Below are 22429 nucleotides of genomic sequence, written 5' to 3' on the forward strand. Positions count from 1 at the left end.
CAACTTTTTTTTCTTCTGCCATAGAGACCTCCCCCTATTTTATCTGTTCTTTATAAACATCATAGCCGTTGGCTTCAATGTCATCGATCAGAGAGGCATCGCCGGTCTTGATGATACGACCGTCGATCAACACATGAACGAAGTCAGGCCGCAGCTTCTGAAGAATTTCACTGTGATGGGTGATAACGAGAATCGAATTATTTTCATTATGGTAAGCGGCAACCGTTTCAGACACGATGCGAACGGCATCGACATCAAGGCCGGAATCGATTTCATCTAGCATCGTCAGTTTCGGTTCGAGCATACACATCTGAAGGATTTCCGTCTTCTTCCGTTCACCGCCGGAAAAGCCGTCATTGACATAACGTTCGCCATAGGAGCGCTGCATGGCGAGCTTTTCCATTTGCTGATGCATTTTTTTCCGAAACGGCATGATCCGCTGCGTCTCACCGGTTACCGTGCTTTTAGCATTGCGCAGGAAGTTTTCGACGGTAATTCCCTGTACGGCAATAGGCTGCTGAAAAGCCATGAAAATGCCTGCCTTGGCACGTTCGTTTACCGGCATATCCGTAATTTCTTTTCCTTCAAAGAAAATGCGGCCTGCCGTCACCTTGTAGCTGGGGTTGCCCATAATCGCATGAAATAACGTCGATTTGCCGGCGCCGTTGGATCCCATAATGACATGTGTCTCTCCCTTGTTGATAACCAGGTCGAGACCCTTGAGAATTTCCTTGCCTTCCACAGCAACCTTCAGGCCTTCTACTCTTACTAATTCACTCATGTTCTTATCACTCCCAAATAGATGATATTGATTTATACCTACTTATTTTAAAATCCATCCAAATTTACTACCCTTAGATTACTCCATGCGATTATTAAAGTCAACCTTTTTGGTGCATTTTGACCTTTCTATTTTGTAGCCGAAAAAAACGTTCACTCTTTCTTTCGCAAGGCCTTTTTCTTCCGTCTGTTCATGCGGATCTGCATGGCCAACGTAAAGACGGCAAGCACCAGAATAACCAGCAATTCCGTCTGCAATCCGTCACGCCAGATAGCGTAAAGCAGATAAACGAAGACGATGATCCAAAGAAACGCCTTAAGCTTCCGCACGATCTTCCCCCGCTTCCGCTGCCGATTCTTCACGCCGCTTTTTCATGGCCAAAACGGCTTGAATATACATGGCGCACTCAATCCTCTTTTTCTGGATCGCGCAGCTCAATTCATACGGCCGAGTAATGCCGCCGCCATATTTGATATTGTTGGCATGACAACCGCCGCTGCAAAAAAACTTGGCCCAACAGTTGCGGCATTCCGGTTTATTCAGAACATGCATATCCCGAAAGATCAGCGGCAACTCAACATCGGTAATGCCGTCGTCAACATTACCGATAACGTATTCCTCCTGCCCTACAAACTGATGACACGGATAAATGCGTCCGTCCGGAACGACACACATATATTCATGACCGGCGCCGCAACCGCGCAGCCGTTTGGCTATACAGGGACCGCGGTACAGATCCATGATAAAATGGTAATAAATAAACGGATGCCCCGTCGCGTATCGCTGCAGGTAGAGATCGGTCAAGTGATCATATTCGTCAAAAATCCGCGGCAAGTCGGCTGTCTCAATGGCATATGACAAATCATCGCCGACGACAGGCTCCATAGAAAGCCCTTCAAAACCCAGATCGGCCATGTGCTTTACATCATTCGTAAAATCAAGATTATACTTCGTATAAGTTCCGCGTACATAATATTCTTCGCCGTTCCGTTTCTTGACCGCATCCAACTGATGTTCCATACAGGGCGTATACGAATCACCGCCGCCGGCATTAGGCCGCATCCGATTATGAATATCGGGCCGCCCGTCCAAACTGAGAATCAAGCTGATATGATTATCCGTCAAATAGCTGATTTTTTCCGCGTCAAGGAGCATGCCGTTCGTCGTCAGCGAGAGTTTGAAGATGCGATCATGAATTTTTTCCTGCTCACGGATATAGGCAATCGTCTTTTTTACGACATCAAAATTCAGTAGCGGCTCGCCGCCGAAGAAATCGATTTCGCAATGCTGCCGCTTGCCTTCCGTACTTCTGATGAGCAGATCGACAGCCTTTCTGGCTACATCAAAACTCATCAATTCCCGTTTATGCGTATCGTAATCGCCTTGTGAAGCAAAGCAATACCGGCAACGCAAGTTACAGTCATGGGCAATATTCAGGCAAAGTGATTTGACTACGGGCTCTTCGTCAGCAACGACCGCAAAGCTTTCACACATCGGCGCAAAGAGCATTTCTTTCGCAATAAGCTCATCCAGTTCAGCCAGCGATTCCGTCAATTCCTGCTGCCCGTACAAGCCGGATAAAGCCGCAAACACGGCATCCTTATTCGTACCGTCATAATGATCGAGAATATCGTACGTTATTTTATCAATAACGTTAATAATGCCGCTGTTAACGTCAAGCAGCATATGTACACCGTTTTGTATATATTTATGAATCATCGGTCTTATTTTTTCACTCATTATTTCCTCCACATAAAAAGAATACCCTTTACCTCTCGGTAAAGGGTGTCCCCTTAAAAACGAACTTATTTGGTGCAAACCTGATTGCCTACCGTACAGGATGTCTTGCAAGCAGATTGACACGAGGTCTGGCATTCGCTGCAGCCGGCGTATTGGGCCGTCTTCTGAATCGATTCCGTGTTAATCGTAATGATATGCTTTGCCATCTATATTCACCTCACTATTGAAATCGCATTCATTGTATCACATTTTTATTTTTTCTACAATATATCAGAGCAGGCGAAACCCTTTAAAAAGAAAATTCTTTCCCATGGATACGACAATGGAATGTTCCTGAAAAATGTCGCTTGTATCAAAAAAGATATCAAATCCTTTTCCGTATGTCACATATACGGAATTGATCCTGCTCAAATAGGACCGCACCTGTTCCGGCGTAATTTCATCTTCCCATTCGCAACGCCATTTCTCATTCTTAAATTTGGCGATCAACGGCGCATGAGCCATGACACGTGAGCGATGGGCCAGGATCCAGTCCCAGATTTCCTGCCCGTAACGGCAGGCCTCTTCCTCTTTACCTTTTCCCAAGCCTTCAAGGGTGAATAAGACAGGTTTATTTTCAAACATGATTTCATCAAGATAACTGCCTTTTACGTATTCCAAATTCATGAGCGGACCTCCCCTATTTGCATGGCCGTTTTACCGGCAACGTTATCTTACCGTATGGGCAAATCGTTTGTCAATAAAACTATTTTATTTCAGCGCTTTTCTTTTCCGGGGCAGAGATCGCTTTGGAAACATTCTTCGCAAAGGGGCGTTCGCGCTTTACAGATACGTCGACCATGCCAGATCAGCCAGTGATGAGCGCGACTCCACCATTCCTTCGGTATTGCTTTCTGCAGGCCCATTTCTACTTCCAACGGCGTTTTTCCGACTGCCAGCTGCATCCGATTGGCGACACGAAAGACATGCGTATCAACGGCAATAGCGGGAATGTCAAAAAGCACGCTGATCAGCACATTCGCCGTCTTTCTGCCGACGCCCGGCAAGGTTACGAGACTGTCGAAGTCGCGCGGCACTTCCCCGTGATACGTCTCACATAAAATCGCGCACGTCGCCATGAGATTTTTAGCCTTGCTGCGGTACAGCCCGCAAGTACGTATTTTCTCTTCCAATCCGAGAACGCCTAACGACAACATCTTCTGCGGCGTATTGTATTCCGGAAAAAGCCCGGCAGTCACAATATTGACCCGTTCATCCGTACACTGCGCCGACAAAACGACGGCAACGAGCAATTCAAAAGGCGTCCCATAATGCAGGGCCGGTTTCATGATCCCGTATTCGGCTTGAAAACGTTGCAGCATTTCCATTTTTTTCTTTTTCGTCATCACCATCTTGTTCACCCCTCCGTCGTGTGGATCAGTTCATTTAAGCTGCCCATTTCATAGCCGTTCAAATCCAATGCGACATAGGTAAAGCCCGCTTTTCTGACAGCGGCGACAATATCCTGCCGCTGTGCCAAAACAGCCGGAAACTCGTCAGGCCCCGCTTCGATGCGTGCGACATCGCCATGATAACGGACTCGAAGGGCCCCTCGAATATACGGCAACAAAGCCTGTTCGGCCCGATCAATTTGCTGCAGCCGCTCCGGGGTAAGTTCAACACCGTACGGAATACGGCTGGCCAGACAGGCCGCACTTTGTTTATTCCACGTTTCCAACCCAAAGGCACGTGACAAAAGGCGAATATCGGCCTTCGTCAGCTGCGCCTCGATCATCGGACTGCGTACATGATCGGCCAATTCCTTCAATGCAGCCATGCCGGGGCGATAATCTCGAAGATCATCTACGTTCCCGCCGTCAATGACCCATTCATACCCTTTTTCAGCCGCCATATCGACCAAGGCCGAAAAGCGTATCTTTTTGCAATGGTAGCAGCGGTCCTGCGGATTTGCCACAAAATCGCCGTTTTCGAATTCCCTCGATGCTACAGCCAAATGACGTATGCCGATAGTTTTCGCCATCTTTTCTGCCGCAGCGGCCTCCCTTTGCGGCAATGTGGGTGAAACGGCTGTTATGGCCAATGCCTTATCACCCAGCACCGCATGCGCCGTATACGCTAAAAAGGTGCTGTCAACACCGCCTGAAAACCCGACAATGACGCTGCCCATAGACCGTAAAATACACTGTAAGTATTCAAATTTCCGCTTTATTTCTTCCGTTAACAACAGAATCATCCCTCTCTAATCGAGAATACTGTTCATATAAATGCGTTGAAATTGCTTCACAGCTTCCCGTATATCTTGCGGTAAATACCTGACGGCCCGTTCCCAGCAACCGGCAGAAACGCCGTACATCCCCTCTGCCATAGCTCCTGCCATGGCCCCCTGCGTATCGGTATCGCCGCCGAGTGAAACGGCCCCGTTTACGGCATCTTCAAAGGAATCGCTTTCCAAAAAAGCCTCTATCGCCTGCGGCACGCTCTCTGCCGTATGCGTCGTAAACAAATAAGACGGTCTGATCTCATCAAGTTTTTCGCGAAGAGGATAAAAATGAGCGCGTATATAGGCTCGAATCGACTGCATATCGCTGCCGGTACGGGCCATGTACAGAGCAGAAGACACTGCCACGGCGCCCTTGATCGCCTCCGGATGATTATGCGTTACAACAGCCGTAAGCTCTGCCAGTTCCTGCGCTTCGGCAATCGAGCGGGCCGCCCAAGCAGCCGGCGCTACACGCATAGCGGCGCCGTTGCCGTAACTGCCGTAAGGCTCGTCGGCATCACGGAGAAACCAGGCACGAAAATAACTGCCGAAGCCGACATCGGGATATTTGCGGCACCAATATTTCAACTGTCGCCGCAGCGGCTCTGTATACCCGCCCGGCGCCTGCTTTCCCTCCAGTATGGCCATCGCCACGGCTACCGTCGTTACCGTATCATCTGTGAACCGGCACTGTTCGGTAAACCAGGGAAAGTCCTTACTTTTCATCGGCTCGCTGCTGTGCTCATACGGAGAACCGACAATATCGCCGATAATGGTCCCTAACATACGAACGCCTCCCCTCTCAATATTGTATTATTATACCACATCACCACGCCACTTTCCCGCTGAACTGCCAAAAAGATGCTTTCCTTTCTGTGAATACATCTGAATCTTGAAACCAATATGATAACCCGTCGCCAAAGTCATGCGCCTTCACTTCCATCGCCTACTCAATTGAGAAATTTTCTCTCAAAACACACAAACTTTATGATATAATTAAGAAAATAAAGGAGAGGAATCCGTGAAAACCAACCTGCATCATTACTATCAATTGCACAAAAAGTGGTTTTACGCCTTATTGGCCGTAACCGTTTTGACGGCTGCCGTAATCCTGCTTCTCGCAATCGCAGCCAGTCACGCCGCCGCTTTCATTTTCAACAAGGAAATGGCCAAGCAAACGATGCTACGCGGCACCGTCACCGTCAATACGATTTCGGCCGATATAACCGGTGAAGTCGAATTCACCGATCTGCTGTGGACAGACAGCGAAGGCAGGACGATCGCCGCCGTACCGACAGGATCATTCCGCGTAAATCCCTGGGACATTATCAGCCATTCCATAAAGTCCACGACACTCCGTGAAGTCACCTTAAATGACGCCGTTTTGGCTGTTTATTTCGATAATGACATGCACCTTGACGTCATTGCCTCGGAAACCGCTAAGCAGGACCGGCAAGAAAGCAAAACATGGGAAGACCGGATCCGCAATTTGAATTGGAACGGCAACAAAATAAAACTGACGATGACGCTGAACAACTGCAGGCTGGAATCATACCATCGAAACCAACATTATATTTTACCGGCCTTAAATACAACGTTGCATCTCGATACCGATAAACGTCTGGATCTGGATATTTCCGCCGGTCCTTTCGGTGGCACTGCCGTCGGAGACGGCGCCGCCATAAAAGGCGTTATCGACTTGCAATCGCAAATTCCCATCCTGAATCTGAGTATTTCTCTATTAGGCATCGACCCGTCATCACTCGGCTTCGGCTCAGCGATTCACGACAAAATGACCCTGACTTTCCGTGCAAACGGCCCCATAACGGCGCCTTATGCAACAGGCCATTTGCGGATGGATAAACTCGAGTTGCCTGCACTCTCCTTTACCGACGTCAAAGGAAATGTTGTTTACCACAACTCCCGTCTTGATTTTTCTGATGTGACAGCCAATGTCTATACAGGAAAACTGCAAGCGTATGGAGACTACAACATCGAAACCAGAGCCTATCATATTTACGGCAACGGTACCGGATTAGACAGCCGTCCGGCGCTGAAAACAATGCAATTCTACTGTCTTGTCGATCTGGACATAGCCATGGAATGTGACGGCGATCCTCGTCATCTCACTACCTTCGGTTCTTTCCATTCCGGCAAAGGATATTATTTCCCCATTCATTTCAATTACTTGAAAGGTCGCTTCAGCAACCGCGATAAAACGTTGGATTTTTATGATGTCATCATCAGCACCCATGTCGGCGATGTTAAGACAGACGCACTCCATATCATTGACGGGAACGTGCAAATAGGTACGGTAGAACTCTTTTTCCCCGGCGGCACATCCTTAACCCTTACAGCAGAACCGGACTACGCCGAAAACATTACGGCCATTCAAGAAAATATTGACACGACCAAAAACAACATCGATAATCTTAAAAATTATACGACACAAACAGCGCCAGTATACCAGTCTCTTTCCAAAAACCTGGCAAACATAAAAGAAAGCTGGAAGTCCATGGAAAACAGCCTTGACAACCTGACAAAAGCCGCGAACACGTAGCGCCTTAATAAAGACTACAATTCTAATCCTTCCGAATTTCTTCCGAGAGTACGGTGAAGATGGAACGGAAATGTATTTTTACTATTCAAATTTCATTTTTCATGTCATTGTAAAACTGCCGTTTTCCGCTTTTATGATGACGTAAACAACGGTATTGAGCGGAAAATGTATATTTGTCAAACAGATGTCACAACTAGAATGAAAAGAACGTCGAAAAAATGATTGTACTCGCGATTGTGAACGGCAGTTGTTTGACGAAATCTGCCGACAAATAAAATGCGGCCCGCATAAGCCATGCATTGTCCTTACAATGAATGGCTTCAAAAGAAAATCTCTTTTGTGATCTCTTAAGATAGCGAGTAAAGCCTCCTAACCAAGATAACCAGGATACTATTATAGTGCTACCACTTACCAACTGGTCATAAAAATCCGATGTAGATAGAAAGAACATAATTTTTGAGAATAATAGAAAGTACATCCTGTTTTTCGACAGTTAAAAAGTTGTTTTCACTAAAAGCAAGAGTATCATTGACTGAAAAAGACACAAAAAAGCAACCGCTTTCGCAATAAATTCCGAAAGCGGTTGCCTCGTTGAACAAACAATCGATCTGTCCAGAATCCGAATCCGTCCGATTGACTAAGTACAAGTGTACAAAACTGTTTTATAAAGCAAACGCCATATGTTATACAACTTGCCTTTTTATTTTATCGACTTATACGCCCGATAAGATGAAAAGACAAAACAGCTCCCAACAAAAGCATAAAAAAGAATAATTGATGTCTCTCCATGAGAAAGCAAGTTAACTATCATTGCCAAAAACCAGATAAAAGCGATTGCAACCCTGAAATAGACACGCTTCATCTGCTATCATCTCCCTAAATGGAAACGTTTACAATGTCTTGATATCTTCCAACAAAGCATCTATCGCTTCTTCACGCGTCGCCCAAGAGGTACAGAAGCGCGTGGCAATCCTACCGTCTTTCATATCGGCAAAGTGGTCAAAGGTATACTTCCGGCTGAGTTTCTTAACCTGTTCCGGCGTAAAAACCGGCAGCTGCTGATTTGTTTCATGATCGTACAAAAACTCAAAACCTGCCGCCTTAAACCCTTCACGAAGCTTGACGGCTAATTGGGCGGCGTGATCTGCCAGCTTCAAAAAGAGATTGTCCGTAAAAAGGACTTCATACTGCACGCCTAAAAGCCAGCCTTTGGCAAGTAATGCGCCTCGCTGCTTCACGTGATAGGGAAATTCTTTTTTCAGCTCTTCGTCATTGACGACGACAGCTTCACCGAAAAGTGCGCCTTGCTTCGTGCCGCCAATGGTAAAAACGTCGCAGCAACGGGGCAGATCGGCAAGGGTCAGATCGCTGCCAGGCGCCTGAACGGCATAGCCAATGCGCGCGCCGTCAATGAACAGCTTGAGCTTATTTTTTTTGCATGTTTCATAGATAGCCGCCACTTCCGCTTTAGAATAAAGGGTTCCCACTTCCGTTGTCTGGGAAATGTAGACCATGCCCGGCTGCACAATATGCGTACAATGCGTTTCATTCCAATAGTCACGGCAAATCTTGTCTATCTGCTCCGGCAAAAGCTTTCCGTCTGCCGTGCGAACAGTCAGAACCTTATGCCCCGTCGCTTCAATAGCGCCTGCTTCATGACAATTAATATGAGCGGTAACCGGCGCAATTACACCTTGATAGTTTTTCAGTACCGCCCCAATGATCGTCAAATTAGCCTGTGTGCCGCCGACAACAAAAAACACTTCGCTGTCTTCTGCCGCACAGGCTTCTTTGATCAATGCTTTCGCACGCGCACAATGAGAATCATCGCCGTAGCCGGGATTTTGTTCAAAATTCACTTTGCCGATGGCATTGATGACTTCCTGCGGCGCTCCTTCCAGATAATCACATTCAAATCGAATCATACGGACTCCTCCTATTTACGGCTCGAAACTTGCTTCATGTTCTCCAGAACACCTGTCACGGTATTCAAAAATTGATCGTTTCCGTCTCCGGCGGCAATAATCAAAATAATTTCCGTAACACTGCCATGCTGCCAGGCAATGATGCGGATATTTTCTGTGAAATATTCCCGGTTAATGATCATGCTGCGCGCTACAGCGCCTTCGTAAAAAGTATTGCCGTTACTTTTTTTCGCCGCCAGCGGCCGAGTCAGGCGAAACGCATAAGGCAGCTGTGTTTTCAGCCGCTCCGTTGCTGCTGCCGCCAAGTCATCCGCAGTGCCGCCGGCGCCGATCATTTGCGCCACATCACTGTTACTCAGCGTCGTATGCAGCAGAACGCCGTATTGAAAAGCAGCATTATCTTTTTCAACGATTTGATAGGACTCGATCACTGCCGGATAAATGCGCTGCAGAAGCGAAATCATATCATTGCCCGCTTCCTGCGCCGTCAAAGTCGGTTGTGTACCGCTTCCGAGAAGAATATTCTGCGGCAGGTCAATGACACCCCAGTTACGCAAAGCGACAGGCGTGACCTTACCCATTTCCTTGTCTTTGGCCAGGACGGGCATTGTCAAAGCGATAATTGCCAGCAAGACGGTTCCCATCATTTTCAGCTTCATAAAAGGACACTTCCTTTGCTTTTATACAGATACTGTTATTGTATTCTATTTGCCATATTGTGTCAAAAAGGAACAGGATAATTTACTTTCAGTCCTATTTGTTCTATTATTCACATTGACAATACATCGATTTTCATGCTACCATACGGGCGAGGCAAAAGATAACATCACATGGTGAGTTATACTTTTTCGGATATTATTTTCACTTGTTGTATCTGCTTGGATCTTCGGACCGAGACAGAAAGGTAACCAACAAGAATACGTATAGTATGTTCATACCCGTTTGGGTATGCATAAATTTTGCAGGTTATACGTGTCATTTTGCGCCTTTCGGTCGAAAACCGAAAGGCGTTTTCTGTTTTCTTTTGCCCCAATATGAAAATTGGGAGGTTCTATGATTAAAAAATTCTTTTCGTTTATCGTCAGTACGATGGCCCTTTGGGTCGTGTTGGCCGGCGTTGCCGGCGCCCTTCGTCCACAGTCGCTGACCTGGGTCGGCCCGTACGTATCGTGGATGCTGGGAATCGTCATGTTCGGCATGGGCATGACGCTCACATTCCGCGACTTCAAAATCATTTTACAACGGCCTCGCGATGTTTTTATCGGTGTCTTTGCACAGTTCTTCATCATGCCCCTGGCCGCATGGTGCCTGATCAGGCTCTTTGCCTTGACGCCGGAATTGGCAATCGGTGTAATCCTTGTCGGCGCCTGTCCGGGCGGTACGGCGTCAAACGTCATTGCGTATTTAGCCAAAGGCGATGTCGCCTTATCGGTTTCAATGACATTGATGACAACATTGTTGGCGCCTGTTGTTACGCCATCGCTGACCTGGCTTTTGGCCGGTGCCTGGATAGAAGTTTCCTTCGCCGCAATGATGATTTCCATTTTAAAAATGGTACTCTTGCCCATTATGTTGGGACTGGTCATTCAGCACTTTTTCACCGCTTTTGTCGAAAGGGTCATGCCGATTATGCCCATCGTATCGGTCATTATGATCGTGCTTCTCGTCGGCGGTGTCGTGGCCCTCAGCGCATCAAAGCTGGCGGAAGTCGGCTTGCTCATGGCTGTGATCGTCATTTTGCACAACAGTTTCGGATTGGCCTTAGGCTATATGTCGGCCCGCCTTTTCCGCCTCGACTCACGTAAGGCACGAACCGTTTCAATCGAAGTCGGCATGCAGAATTCCGGTATGGCCGCTTCCCTGGCGATTATGTACTTCAACCCTGCCGCAGCGATCCCCGGCGCTATCTTCAGTGTTTGGCACAATATTTCCGGCTCGCTTTTGGCAAATTATTTCGTTCGTTACAGTGACAAAAAGGAAATGCCCGCCATAGCCCGCACGGTACAATCTTAAAAACAGCGCCCGTGCAAGCTGCCTGCACTTGCACGGGCCGTCATAAAAGGAGTCTCAAGATGAAAATTTTAACTACTATCACCGAAATACAAGCATATACGGCTGCCGTAAAAAAAGAAGGCAAGACGATCGGTTTATGCCCCACGATGGGAGCCCTGCACGACGGACACATGACCTTGATGGACGCCGCCCGCAAACGCTGCGATACCGTCATTGCTTCCGTTTTCGTCAATCCCGTACAATTCGGCCCCAATGAAGACTACGCCGCCTATCCGCGCACCTTTTCCGACGATTGCGCCAAGTTGGAAGCCCATCACGTTGACGCTGTTTTCCATCCGGAAGTGGCAGCGCTTTATCCGAAAGGATACAGCACCTACGTCAACGTCGAAGGCGATTATACGCAAATTCTCTGCGGCGCCAAACGACCGACCCACTTCCGCGGTGTCGCCACAGTCCTCGTAAAGCTCATGAATCTGTCTCGCGCCGATGAGGCCTTCTTCGGCCAGAAAGACGCCCAACAAGTCGTCGTCGTGAAAAATTTCGTCAAAGATCTGAACCTTCCCGTTCGCATTAACATGGTTCCGATTCATCGGGAAGCGTCCGGCTTGGCAATGAGTTCACGCAATAAATACTTGTCCTCAGAAGAAAAAGATAAGGCCGTCGTCCTCTACCGCAGTCTGCAGTCCGCTGCTAAGGCTTACGAATGCGGAGAACGGCGGAGCCGGGCATTGCGGCAAATCGCCAGCAACGTCTTGCAATCCGAGCCGTCCGCCGTGATCGACTATGTCGAACTTTATGATTTCCCTTCTCTCCAGCCGGTAGCTGAACTCGGTCAGGAAAGCATTCTGGCCATTGCCGTCTTCATCGGCAGTACACGTCTCATTGACAATATCTTGCTGGGAGGCGCCCGATGATCCTCAATCTCTTAAAAGGAAAAATCCACTGCGCCACCGTCACGGAAGCAAATCTTCACTATATGGGCAGCATTACGATTGACGAAGACTTGATGGAAAAGGCCCATATATTGCCGAACGAACGCGTCCAAGTCGTCAATAACGAAAACGGCGCCAGACTCGAAACGTATGTCATCCCGGGGCCGCGCCGCTCTGGCGTAATTTGCCTTAACGGCGCCGCTGCCCGTTGTGTACAAGTCGGCGACAGCGTCATTATCATGTGTTACGCCTTCTTTACCGAAGCAGAAGCACAAACGCACAAACCGACAGTCGTCATGGTCGATAAAAATAACAGGGAAAACGAAGTTCGTACCGTCGAATACCCTGGCATGATACCGTGATATAGCTGCAGTAAATCAACCAATAAAACGTGCCGCAACAGGAGAAAGGGAGCTTCCTCTGTTGCGGCACGTTTTATTGGTTGTCATTTCTGAAAGCAAACAGCTCCATCGTGACAAAGTGGTATAGCCGCTTCGTCTCTTTATTGACAGCCACTCGCTTATTTACCGAATAGACACCTGTCGTACAGAAATTTTATCCCGTTAACGCCTTTGCCGCGACAGTTGACGGCGCAATTCATTTTATACTGTTTTTTACCCTATCGTCATACTATAAGACCTGAATTTATAGTATAACTTTGTATTACCTAATATTCTCTAACTGCGATAAAGGAGGTTTATCCGATGAATACGATACAGTCATCAAATCAAAGTTCCCATTCTGCCGAATTCGTTTCTCAGCTGTCGCCGGAAGAACAGGTGATTTTGGAAGAACACAAGCGATTATCGTCGCAAATTCTCTTCAAAATTATCCGTCAAGAAGGAGAAGAAGAATTGACGCGTTCGCTGCAGTCCCTTGCCTTTTCGGCGTTGGCTGCCGGTATTTTCGTTTCCTTTTCTTTTTTCTTTCGTTCCGTTTTTTATATGTATACTACACATACTGTCGTAACTAGCTTCGGTTACACCGTCGGCTTTATCATCGTCATTTTAGGGCGCATGCAGCTGTTTACAGAAAACCCGATCACAACGATGGTCCCGCTGTTAAGCGAATGGTCCTGGTCTCGTCTGCTGCAGGTTTTACGCCTTTGGACGATCGTCTTCCTCTTCAATGTTCTCGGGACGGCCCTTGCCGCCTACTTCCTGACCACGCATTACGCCATGTCGCCGGATCTCGCGGCAGCCCTTCATGCCGTGGCGTCACACATAATGTCCGCTCCGGCTCCGGATAATATCATCCGCGGCATTCCTGCCGGTATTCTCATTGCCGCCATCGTCTGGGCCATGCCGCAAGCCGGTCATTTCAGCCTTTTCATGATCATGTTTTTCATCTACTTCATTTCACTGGGCGGCTTTGCGCACGTTATCGTCGGCTCCTGTGAGATGGCTTATGAAATCTTTCTCGGGCAAGCCACCTTATGTGACGGTCTCTTCCGCTTCCTTCTCCCTACAGGATTGGGAAATATTCTCGGCGGCACAGCTGTATTCACCTTGTTAATCTATGGCCAGATCAGTAAAGAAATACGGTCATAGCTGCCGGATATTCTCCTGTCAGGGCCGTTACCGCCGATAATGGCGCGTAACGGCTTTTTATTCATTAATCACAATTTTCAAAAAAAATACCGATGCGTCAACAAAACGACTAAAGAAAAACAGATTTTCCTGTCGTCGACGGCGGCACAGCCGTTTATCATGCCTTCCGTCACTACAGGACAGCCGTCATGGTACCACTCGGATCGCTCCTTCCGTCATCAGACCGTCTCTTTACGAATATAGTCACTGCCGGCAATTTCCTCTACGACATTCTTCATTTGCAACTGCAACAGCAGCCGCATTAATTCGGGAACGGGTAATGACGTTTCCGCCGCCAACTGTTCCGCCGTAACGCTCTCGTCGGGCCGTATCTTCTCCAGTAGCGCCTGCTCTGCAGAGGTAAGAGACGCCTGCATGCTGCGCGTCTCAGAACGCACACTATCCCATCCGTATTCAGCCAGAATATCCTGCCCGGCCGTCAAAGCGATCGCCCCTTTGCGCAACAGTTGATTCGTTCCCTTACTCATTTGTGAGTAAATACTGCCGGGTACGGCGAAAACATCACGCCCTTCTTCCAGCGCGAAATCCGCCGTAATCAGCGAGCCGCTGCGAAGATCGGCTTCAATGACGGCGACACCGCGCGACAATCCGGCAATAATACGGTTGCGAGCGGGAAAGTTTTGAGCCAACGGTTCCATACCAAACGTGTATTCGCTGATAACGGCGCCGCCTTGTGCCAGTATATCGGCAAAAAGGCGCTTATTTTCCGGCGGGTAACAGCGATCCAGGCCGTTGGCCGTAACGACGACGGTCTGTCCCTTGCCCTTCATCGCTCCGATATGCGCCTTGGTATCAATTCCTCTGGCGCCGCCGCTGACGATTACAACGCCGCTTCGCCCCAACTGCTCCGCCAGCGTTTGCGCCGTATTCAGTCCGTACGGCGTCGCTTTGCGGGCGCCGACGAAAGCCACGATTCGGTCCGTTTTGGGCAAATGCCCTTGGCAATAAAGAAGGAGCGGCGGATTATACGTCTCTTTGAGCAAGACCGGATAGGCTTCATCCCAAAGGGTAATCAGCTTGGCTCCGGCAGTCTCCAATTTTTCCTGAAATGTTTCCTTCGCAAAGGAAGCGCGCATTGCCTGCAGAGAATCGGCAGCTTTCGGCGGCAAAATTTTTGTTTTCCTGATTATCGAACCGTCGGCCTGCCATATCTGCGCCAAAGAGCCAAAACGGCGCAGCAGCTGCAGTAGCCGTTTGCCGCCCAGCTGCGGTACGGAGAGCAGTGCTGCCAGATAGATTTTGTCTTCCTCTGCACACGGTGCCACGGTTTCACATCCTCTGCAGCGTATCACGATAACTTACCGCTTCGGCAATGTCCTCTTCGCTGATAATTTCCCGCTCATGAAGATCCGCGATGGTACGGGATACTTTGATCAGTCTGTCGTAACTGCGCGGACTCAGTTTCAGCTTTTCGAACACGTCGGACAGCAGTTTTTCCGCTTTTCCCGCCAATGGGCACGTATCCTTGATTTCCCGGTGACCCATATGGGCGTTGCAGGATATGCCGTATGATTTCAGCCGCTCTTCCTGTATCCGGCGAGCGGTAATAACGCGATCGCGAATATCTTCCGACGCTTCTTGCGGCAACTCGGTCTTTAGCTCCGCATATTTCGGCCGCTCAATGCGAACATGCAGATCGATGCGATCCAACAAGGGGCCCGATATTTTTCGAATGTACCGTCTGATCTCACCAGATGTACAGGAACAAGCATGGTCCTTATCGTTCAAATAGCCGCACGGGCAGGGATTCATGGCGGCGATCAGCATAAACCGGGCCGGATAGGTCAAAGTAGCGTTGACACGCGATAAATTGACGATGCCGTCTTCCAATGGCTGCCGCAGCACTTCCAAAACATGTCGCGGAAATTCGGGGAATTCATCGAGGAAAAGAACGCCGTTATGGCTGAGCGTCACTTCCCCCGGCTTGGGAATCGTACCGCCGCCGACCAGCCCCGCCGGAGAGATCGTGTGGTGGGGACTGCGAAAAGGTCTCTCCGAAATCCGCTCATTTTCCTTAAACAACCCGGCAACACTGTATATCTTCGTCACTTCCAACGATTCCCGCAGATTCATTGGCGGCAGAATCGTCGGCAGTCGCTTTGCCAGCATGGTTTTCCCCGCTCCCGGAGGCCCTACCATAAGCGCATTGTGGCCGCCTGCCGCAGCTATCTCCAAGGCCCGTTTCGCCACAAACTGTCCTTGTACTTCCGCAAAGTCGACGGAGTAAGCCGCTTTTTTCCGCTCACTTTGCTGCCGGTGACGGCGCGGCACTTCCCGCACTTTCGCCAAATGCCGTACGACCTGACTCAGCGTCTCGACGCCATAGACTTCCACAGCATCGCAGAGAAGGGATTCCGCCACATTTTTCTCACTGATCAGGACCCGCTCAAATCCCGCTTCGGCAGCTTGGAGTACCATGGAAAGAATGCCGGAAACCGGCCGTATCGTTCCATCAAGAGCCAATTCACCGATAAAGACCATTTTAGCACAAGACTCCGGCAACACTTGCCCGCTCGATACCATGATGCCGGCAGCAATAGCCAGGTCAAGACCGGCACTGTCCTTTTTCAGATCGGCAGGTGCTAAGTTGACGGTAATGCGACGCATGGGAAACTCGTAACCGCTGTTTTTGACGGCAGCCCGCACGCGTTCTTTCGACTCCTTTACCGACGTCGCCGCCAAGCCGACGATTTCAAAGGCAGGCAGTCCATTGGCTATATCCGTTTCAACGGTAATGATATTGCCGTGAAGACCGAATACGGTAGCCCCGTAAATTCTTGCAAACATCATTCGCCTCCTACTCTATCCAAAACGCATTCACCACATGATGAACCAAAGGCTGTCGCGGCGGATGAGCGAAAACCTCGATGACATCAAAGCGGCAGGGACTCTGCCACATACCGCGCGCCGCCAGATACGCTTCCGCCGTATACCGCAGCTTTGCCTGTTTACGTCGGCTGACGGCTTCGCAAGGTCGGCCATAAGACAAGGACCGCCGTGATTTTACTTCAACAAAAACTACGGTTTCCCCATCCTTGGCAATAATGTCAATTTCACCGCAGGCGCAGCGAAAATTTCGTGTCAATAGCCGATATCTTTTTTTCTCTTGTAAATAAGCGGCAGCCAGATCTTCTCCCGATTTCCCCCACACTTTGTCAGTATCCATTCCTCCACTCCTTCCTTTTTATCCCTACTATAGCAAACGAAAATGAGAATAAGATTAGAATTCGATTAAAATTTGATGAGAAACGCAAGTTTTTCTGATAAATACGCCATTCGCGACGCATATTTTAATGCCCCATGCAACAAAATATCGATACACGTTTTCGAAGGAACGACGTCCATTTCCGTCCTCCCCAACGCCTTAACGAACTCAAAAAAAAGGTTGCAAGAGAATAACGAAAGGTCGTTATTCTCTTGCAACCTTTTATAAAGATAAATTTGCATTCAATTTTGGCAAAATGACGATTTTATCCTTGCTGAAAGCAGTCTTCGCTTTACTGCTTCATCCTTTATTTTTCGTGCTCTCCGCCGCTTCTGATCACAATAAACGATTCCTCCGTGTCTATGTTTTTACAGCTTTGTCGCCATCGAGAGATGCTTTTTCATATTCCGGATAAGAGACACGATTCCGAAGCCGCACCGGCCATCATCAAATCATAGAAAAAACCTTGCAACAATGTTCCCCGTACCAAATCCGTCAAGATGATATTGCTCACTAAAACAGTGATAAATCCGGTCATAATGAAAAGCGAAATCCCAAATCGTTTCATATAAACTCCTTTCTGAAAACCAATGCTTATCCTTCATTATCCTTACAATCAAATTATGACACAGCTTTTTTATCATTACCAATGCTCTTTGTTTTCGATAAAGTATACGTTCAAAGCATAAAAAAACCGCGTCCGGCCGATGCGGCGTACGACGCAGTTTCATTTGTTATCTCTCTTTATCATTCGCTGTACAGTTTTGTACGAAGTCGATAAATTTTTTTGTCGTAATACTGAATTTCTGCCTCCTCTTCCAGGCCAGCACACTCCGTTGTTCCAACATTGGAGATAAGGGCCGACTGCAAAACAGCTGATTGTCCAAATACGGGACGGCGCCTTCGATGGAAATGGAACGACACATATGTCGTTTTACCATGATCATACTGATCATCTGAAAGTTATTGGTAAAGACAATATTCATTTCATTGATTTTATTGCCGAACCAGTTCATCAACTCTCCCTGCACCTTCAGCCGCCGTGGAACAGCAAGGGGTATGGGACCGATCAGATCATCTACACAGATATTCGCCTTGGCGGCTAAAGGATCATCCCGGCGCATAAACACAACCCACCGATCTGCTTCAGGCATGCGAATGTAATTAAACAGTTCGACATCAATCGGTTCCATCAAGAGACCGATATCGGTTAGGCCCTGCTCCATCCGCTTTTCCACGACATCGGCATTAGCTGTATAGAAATCAAATGTTACGTGCGGATATACTGTGCGGAACGACTGAATAAGCTGCACAAAGTATTCACACGATTTAAAAATACCGCAGCCAAATGTAATCGTTCCATTGATCAGCGAATCCTGTTCTGTCAATTCCCGTTCCGTCTTCTCAATTAACTCCGTTATTTCCTTCGCCCGCTGCTGTAGCAAAATGCCTTCTTCCGTCAAGGTTATTTTGCGTTTGCCGCGGCTGAACAAAACAACGCCCAACTCTTCTTCCAACTGACTCAATTGTCTGGACAACGTCGGCTGTGTAATATGTAAAGCATCGGCGGCTTTAGTAATCGTTTCTTCTCTGGCTACGGTCAGAAAATACTGCAATACACGAAGCTCCATTAGTCCCCTCCATATCTGAACACGTCCTTTATCAACTGTTCTCTCTTATGATATACCGTATCACACCTACTTCGCCTTGTCCAACGTTGCCGGGAAAATTTTCTCTGCATTTCGCATTTTCCCGGCAACGGGCATGACATAAGAGCGCACAACCCAAACGCGAGGAAAAACGACAGCACTAACCGTCGCTTTTTAAGAAGACGTAAGCGACTACAAAAAAACCGACTCAACCACTCGAGTCGGTTTTTTATTCTCCTTAAAATTTACGGGAGTCTAAAAATCGGATAACCGTCGCCGGATTCCCTACAGCAACAGCGTAATCGGGAATATCGGCAGTAACTACGGAAGCAGCACCAATGACTGCATGCCGGCCGACACATGTGCCCGGCAAAATGGTGGCACCTGCCCCGATCCAGGCGCCTTCTCTGATTACGATCGGTTTACAAACCAACACTTGACGTTCATATGCATCATGATTATTGGAAAGCAACTGAACGTTTGCAGCAATCAGGACATCGTCTTCAATCGTGATTCCGCCTCTTGCCATGGCCAGGAGATTACTGTTGATATACACGCCCTTTCCAATACGCATCTTGTGCAATGCCGTGCCATGCAGAGGAGCGACAAGACGACTTCCCTCGCCCAATCTGTTCCCAAACAATTGCTGCAGCAACTCGTCATACGCAGCCGTTAAGGGCATCATATGATTCAGAGAAAACAACTGCTGTTCCTCTCGTTTCCGTTCTTCTTTTTCATCTGTCGTGTAGTTCCTCATGTCGACGTTTAATCCGGTACATTTCATTTCTCCCATCCCGTGCCTTTCAAGTATGATAATCCTTACTACATGCCGTTCATTATGGCATATAATTTCGAATCCAGCCAATACTTAGCAGCAGATGTAAACGCATACAGGAAAAGCATGGTGCACTTCGACGATACAACAGGCATCGTCCCTATCCATCACCGGGAGCCGTGATGACGGGCCCCACGCTCACGGCACACGTTATTTCGTCATCTCTTTATACGTCGGAAGCCATTTCACCTTGCCAATGCAATCGTCGGGATCCGTCACATCGACGGTATTGACCCCTTCCTCACCTGCTGCGGCCACAACATTGCGCGCAATCGTTTCAGAAAACGAGTGCAACTTGGACACAGGCGGCAACACAGCAGCCCCTGCGGCTGCCGGATCGACGATACCGCCCAGAGAATGAGCCGCGGCGGAGATCATCCGGTCCGTCAGCAGCCGCGCTCGCGCGGCAATAACACCAAGCCCGAGCCCGGGATAAATTAGGGCATTATTCGCCTGTCCAATTGTATACGTTATTCCTTGATAACGGACCGGCGGCGTCGGCACGCCGGTGGCAACCAACGCCCTCCCCTGCGTCCAGGCAAGCAGATCGGCAGCCTTGGCTTCAGCCAGCTCCGTCGGATTGCTCAGAGGGAAGATAATAGGCCGTTCCGCATAAGAAGCCATTTCTCTGACAATACCTTCCGTAAAGGCGCCGCCTTGTGTCGAAGTACCGACCAGAATCGTCGGCTGAACAGCTCGCACTGCCGCAGCCAGATCCGTTATCTCATCGGAATGGAGAAATTCATCACGCCGCCTTGCAAAAAGCCGTTGTTCCGGCGTCAAGTCAGCCATATCTTCAAATAAAAGCCCCTGCCGGTCAACGAGATAGAAGCGCTTTTTTGCTTCCTCTTCACCAAGTCCCTGCGCACACATTTCCTGGCAAATACGCTTGACAATGCCGCAGCCAGCCGTACCGGCGCCGAAACACAAATACCGTTGGGCCGCCAGCGTTTGCCGGGAAACACGGAGTGCGCCCAAAATACCGGCTAAAGTGACGATCCCGGTACCTTCGATATCATCATTAAAAACGGCATATCGTCCTTTGTACTGATAAAGGATCTTGGCGGCATGATCTCTGCCGAAATCTTCGAAATGAAGATAGAGATGCGGGAAGATTCGTTCCGCCGTTTCAACGAAGGTGTGGATAAACGCATCATAGGCCGCTCCTTTCACGCGACGTTCGTGCAGCCCCAGGTAAAGCGGATTATCGATCAGACTTTGCCGATTCGTCCCGGCATCGATAACGACCGGAAGGACCCGAGAAGGATCAAGTCCGGCAGCGGCCGTATAAACCATGAGTTTGCCGGTAGAAATGCTGACACCGTTTGTCCCCCAGTCGCCAATGCCGAGAATCGCTTCCGCGTCGGTAACGACAATCAAGTCGATAACTCTGCCGTCAGCCGCATTACACAACGCTTCTTCAATTTGTTCAGGATGCTTGATCGTCAAATAAGCCGCATTCTGCGGTGTAATAAAAAATTCGCTGTAGTTGCGAATGCTTTCGGCAATGCCCGGATCATAAACGATCGGCAGGAACTCTTCCAGATGATGGCTGAACAGGGCATAGAACAGCGTCCTGTTACGACTGAATAGATTCATCAGATAATGTCTCTTTTCACTCCTATCGGGTTTCATCAGGACATTATCATAAGCCTGCTTTTCTTGTTCGGCCAAAGTCTGGACCGTCGGCGGCAAAATGCCGACAAGCCCGTACGCATGTCGTTCTTCTTCCGTAAAAGCCGTTCCCTTATTTAAAAAGGGATCATTCAATAATTCGTACCCTTTTTTCCTCATCATACCCTCCTATAGTTACGAATAGCTGCGAAATTCTTCGCGCTCCACAAGGCTGTCTTCTTGCGAAGAGAATCCCTTTCCTGCAAAGAAAGAACTGTTCAAACAAAAATGAGATGGCCGATAAAAATAACCAAGGTCAGAGAAAATGCGCTCATAGCCGTTGTATTCATGACGACTTGCGTAGCATAATCAGGATAATTATCAAATTCCATCGCATACATTGCCGTATTAACGGCCGTCGGAACGGCGCAGTAAATCAGAAAAACGAGAGCGCCGACGGCAGTAAAGGTTCCCGGCAGCAGCCAATTGGCCCCAAAAATGATGCCGAGTCCGACAAGAGGCACCAGGAAAAATTTCAACAAACTTACGATCCAAACATCGGGATCAAGCCATTTTATTTTTGTCTGTGAAATCTGTACGCCAACGGCGAACATGGCAACAGGCGTAATCGCACCGCCGGCCATCTGCATAATCGGCCAGAAAGAAAAGCGGTCTGCCGGAATATTGAACAGTCGACAAAAAACGGCTGCGGCAAAGACATAAAGCATCGGTAGTCGTAACGTTGCTCGCAATGCATCTCTGGCGGAAAGCCGTCCGCGTCCGGCCTGATACAGTCCCAACGTATTCAATCCCACGCTTTGGATGACGAAGATGATGATCCAAATGACAAGCGCTTCAGACAAATAGGGCGTATCGCCGTTGACAACAAAGGGTTCGTGAGAAAAAACCAGAACGATCAGCGCCACGCCCAGATTGCCCGTATTGTTAAACATGAATGCGTTGCGGCACGATTGCAGCATCCCTTCATCATAATGGCGCCATTTGCTGACGCCGTCGGCAATGAACAGCGATAACAGCAACAGGAGAAAAACGCAGCCAATGATCCGCGGACTCGTCGTGGGAAAATCGGTTTTATATATATTCGTAAAAACGAAACATGGAATGATCAGATAAAAGAGCAGCTTAGATATGGATTTGACGGCAATATGGTACTTTCTATCCACTAAAAAACCGATTAAAACCAACAGAAACAACGGTAACATCGTATATTCAAGAATATAGAAAAAGACCATTTGTACATCCCCTCATCCTTAGCATTCACCTGTAACCCCATTATCGTTTATC

At 48.4% G+C, this 22429-nt stretch carries 23 protein-coding genes; 5 read left to right on the plus strand and 18 right to left on the minus strand.

What is annotated here, in order from left to right:
- Nucleotides 1–34: 34 nt before the first annotated feature.
- From sufC to C0977_RS04925, 8 genes are all read right to left on the minus strand, one after another.
- On the minus strand, nucleotides 35–781 hold the full coding sequence (sufC, locus tag C0977_RS04895; RefSeq protein WP_023053418.1) for a Fe-S cluster assembly ATPase SufC: 747 nt from the start codon (nucleotides 779–781) through the stop codon (nucleotides 35–37).
- A gap of 152 nt (nucleotides 782–933) precedes the next feature.
- Nucleotides 934–1110 (minus strand): hypothetical protein, encoded by a 177-nt coding sequence (locus C0977_RS10840; RefSeq protein WP_159459035.1) that lies wholly within the window; start codon nucleotides 1108–1110, stop codon nucleotides 934–936.
- The gene (scfB, locus tag C0977_RS04900; protein WP_023053409.1) at nucleotides 1097–2521 is read right to left on the minus strand and encodes a thioether cross-link-forming SCIFF peptide maturase; all 1425 of its coding nucleotides are present in this window, start codon (nucleotides 2519–2521) and stop codon (nucleotides 1097–1099) included. Before scfB ends, C0977_RS10840 begins: the two co-directional genes overlap by 14 nt.
- Before the next feature lie 65 nt (nucleotides 2522–2586).
- Nucleotides 2587–2727, minus strand: coding sequence for a six-cysteine ranthipeptide SCIFF (gene scfA, locus C0977_RS04905; protein WP_071784755.1), 141 nt, complete (start codon nucleotides 2725–2727; stop codon nucleotides 2587–2589).
- A 64-nt stretch (nucleotides 2728–2791) separates the two neighbouring features.
- Nucleotides 2792–3187, minus strand: coding sequence for a DUF2262 domain-containing protein (locus C0977_RS04910; protein WP_023053408.1), 396 nt, complete (start codon nucleotides 3185–3187; stop codon nucleotides 2792–2794).
- An 89-nt stretch (nucleotides 3188–3276) separates the two neighbouring features.
- A complete protein-coding gene (gene nth / locus C0977_RS04915) occupies nucleotides 3277–3912 on the minus strand; it encodes an endonuclease III (RefSeq protein WP_023053413.1) in 636 nt (211 codons plus the stop codon).
- A 5-nt stretch (nucleotides 3913–3917) separates the two neighbouring features.
- The gene (gene larE, locus C0977_RS04920; protein ID WP_023053404.1) at nucleotides 3918–4754 is read right to left on the minus strand and encodes an ATP-dependent sacrificial sulfur transferase LarE; all 837 of its coding nucleotides are present in this window, start codon (nucleotides 4752–4754) and stop codon (nucleotides 3918–3920) included.
- A 6-nt stretch (nucleotides 4755–4760) separates the two neighbouring features.
- The gene (locus C0977_RS04925; RefSeq protein ID WP_023053415.1) at nucleotides 4761–5567 is read right to left on the minus strand and encodes an ADP-ribosylglycohydrolase family protein; all 807 of its coding nucleotides are present in this window, start codon (nucleotides 5565–5567) and stop codon (nucleotides 4761–4763) included.
- A 235-nt stretch (nucleotides 5568–5802) separates the two neighbouring features.
- Between C0977_RS04925 and C0977_RS04930 the strand changes: the two genes are divergently transcribed.
- A complete protein-coding gene (locus C0977_RS04930; protein ID WP_023053412.1) occupies nucleotides 5803–7341 on the plus strand; it encodes a hypothetical protein in 1539 nt (512 codons plus the stop codon).
- An 890-nt stretch (nucleotides 7342–8231) separates the two neighbouring features.
- Here C0977_RS04930 and C0977_RS04940 read toward each other — a convergent pair.
- Together C0977_RS04940 and C0977_RS04945 are read right to left on the minus strand one after the other, a co-directional pair.
- On the minus strand, nucleotides 8232–9266 hold the full coding sequence (locus tag C0977_RS04940) for a threonine aldolase family protein (RefSeq protein ID WP_023053417.1): 1035 nt from the start codon (nucleotides 9264–9266) through the stop codon (nucleotides 8232–8234).
- Between the two features lie 11 nt (nucleotides 9267–9277).
- Entirely contained in the window at nucleotides 9278–9925 is a 648-nt protein-coding gene (locus C0977_RS04945; protein WP_023053398.1) for a hypothetical protein, read from the minus strand.
- Between the two features lie 394 nt (nucleotides 9926–10319).
- Here C0977_RS04945 and C0977_RS04950 point away from each other — a divergent pair, with 394 nt between their 5' ends.
- From C0977_RS04950 to C0977_RS04965, 4 genes are all read left to right on the plus strand, one after another.
- The gene (locus C0977_RS04950; RefSeq protein WP_023053410.1) at nucleotides 10320–11279 is read left to right on the plus strand and encodes a bile acid:sodium symporter family protein; all 960 of its coding nucleotides are present in this window, start codon (nucleotides 10320–10322) and stop codon (nucleotides 11277–11279) included.
- Between the two features lie 59 nt (nucleotides 11280–11338).
- Nucleotides 11339–12193 (plus strand): pantoate--beta-alanine ligase, encoded by an 855-nt coding sequence (gene panC / locus C0977_RS04955; protein ID WP_023053406.1) that lies wholly within the window; start codon nucleotides 11339–11341, stop codon nucleotides 12191–12193.
- Nucleotides 12190–12573 carry an aspartate 1-decarboxylase gene (panD, locus tag C0977_RS04960; protein ID WP_023053403.1) on the plus strand — a complete coding sequence of 128 codons (384 nt, stop codon included), beginning with the start codon at nucleotides 12190–12192 and terminating at the stop codon, nucleotides 12571–12573. The genes panC and panD overlap by 4 nt, the downstream gene beginning before the upstream one ends.
- Nucleotides 12574–12915: 342 nt before the next feature.
- The gene (locus C0977_RS04965) at nucleotides 12916–13761 is read left to right on the plus strand and encodes a formate/nitrite transporter family protein (protein WP_101912633.1); all 846 of its coding nucleotides are present in this window, start codon (nucleotides 12916–12918) and stop codon (nucleotides 13759–13761) included.
- Between the two features lie 218 nt (nucleotides 13762–13979).
- Here the strand turns inward: C0977_RS04965 and dprA are convergent, their stop codons facing one another.
- The 8 genes from dprA to C0977_RS05000 all read right to left on the minus strand — a co-directional run bounded on the left by dprA (nucleotide 13980) and on the right by C0977_RS05000 (nucleotide 22377).
- On the minus strand, nucleotides 13980–15086 hold the full coding sequence (dprA, locus tag C0977_RS04970; protein ID WP_023053606.1) for a DNA-processing protein DprA: 1107 nt from the start codon (nucleotides 15084–15086) through the stop codon (nucleotides 13980–13982).
- Between the two features lie 4 nt (nucleotides 15087–15090).
- Complete coding sequence (locus C0977_RS04975) at nucleotides 15091–16608, minus strand: YifB family Mg chelatase-like AAA ATPase (protein ID WP_101912634.1); 1518 nt, start codon at nucleotides 16606–16608, stop codon at nucleotides 15091–15093.
- A gap of 10 nt (nucleotides 16609–16618) precedes the next feature.
- Nucleotides 16619–16987 (minus strand): YraN family protein, encoded by a 369-nt coding sequence (locus C0977_RS04980; protein ID WP_023053573.1) that lies wholly within the window; start codon nucleotides 16985–16987, stop codon nucleotides 16619–16621.
- Between the two features lie 439 nt (nucleotides 16988–17426).
- The gene (locus tag C0977_RS10845; RefSeq protein WP_023053595.1) at nucleotides 17427–17594 is read right to left on the minus strand and encodes a hypothetical protein; all 168 of its coding nucleotides are present in this window, start codon (nucleotides 17592–17594) and stop codon (nucleotides 17427–17429) included.
- A 166-nt stretch (nucleotides 17595–17760) separates the two neighbouring features.
- Complete coding sequence (locus C0977_RS11105) at nucleotides 17761–18657, minus strand: LysR family transcriptional regulator (protein ID WP_023053622.1); 897 nt, start codon at nucleotides 18655–18657, stop codon at nucleotides 17761–17763.
- Nucleotides 18658–18913: 256 nt separating this feature from the next.
- Nucleotides 18914–19459: an acyltransferase gene (locus C0977_RS04990; protein ID WP_200814222.1), complete on the minus strand. Its 546-nt coding sequence runs from the start codon at nucleotides 19457–19459 to the stop codon at nucleotides 18914–18916.
- Nucleotides 19460–19660: 201 nt separating this feature from the next.
- Nucleotides 19661–21307, minus strand: coding sequence for a malolactic enzyme (locus C0977_RS04995; protein WP_231391284.1), 1647 nt, complete (start codon nucleotides 21305–21307; stop codon nucleotides 19661–19663).
- A gap of 95 nt (nucleotides 21308–21402) precedes the next feature.
- Nucleotides 21403–22377, minus strand: a complete 975-nt coding sequence (locus C0977_RS05000; protein ID WP_023053556.1) for an AEC family transporter — start codon at nucleotides 22375–22377, stop codon at nucleotides 21403–21405.
- Nucleotides 22378–22429 lie beyond the last annotated feature (52 nt).

Origin of the sequence: Megasphaera vaginalis (ex Bordigoni et al. 2020) (assembly GCF_900240295.1) — a bacterium.
In the GTDB taxonomy this organism is placed as follows: Bacteria; Bacillota; Negativicutes; order Veillonellales; family Megasphaeraceae; genus Megasphaera; species Megasphaera vaginalis.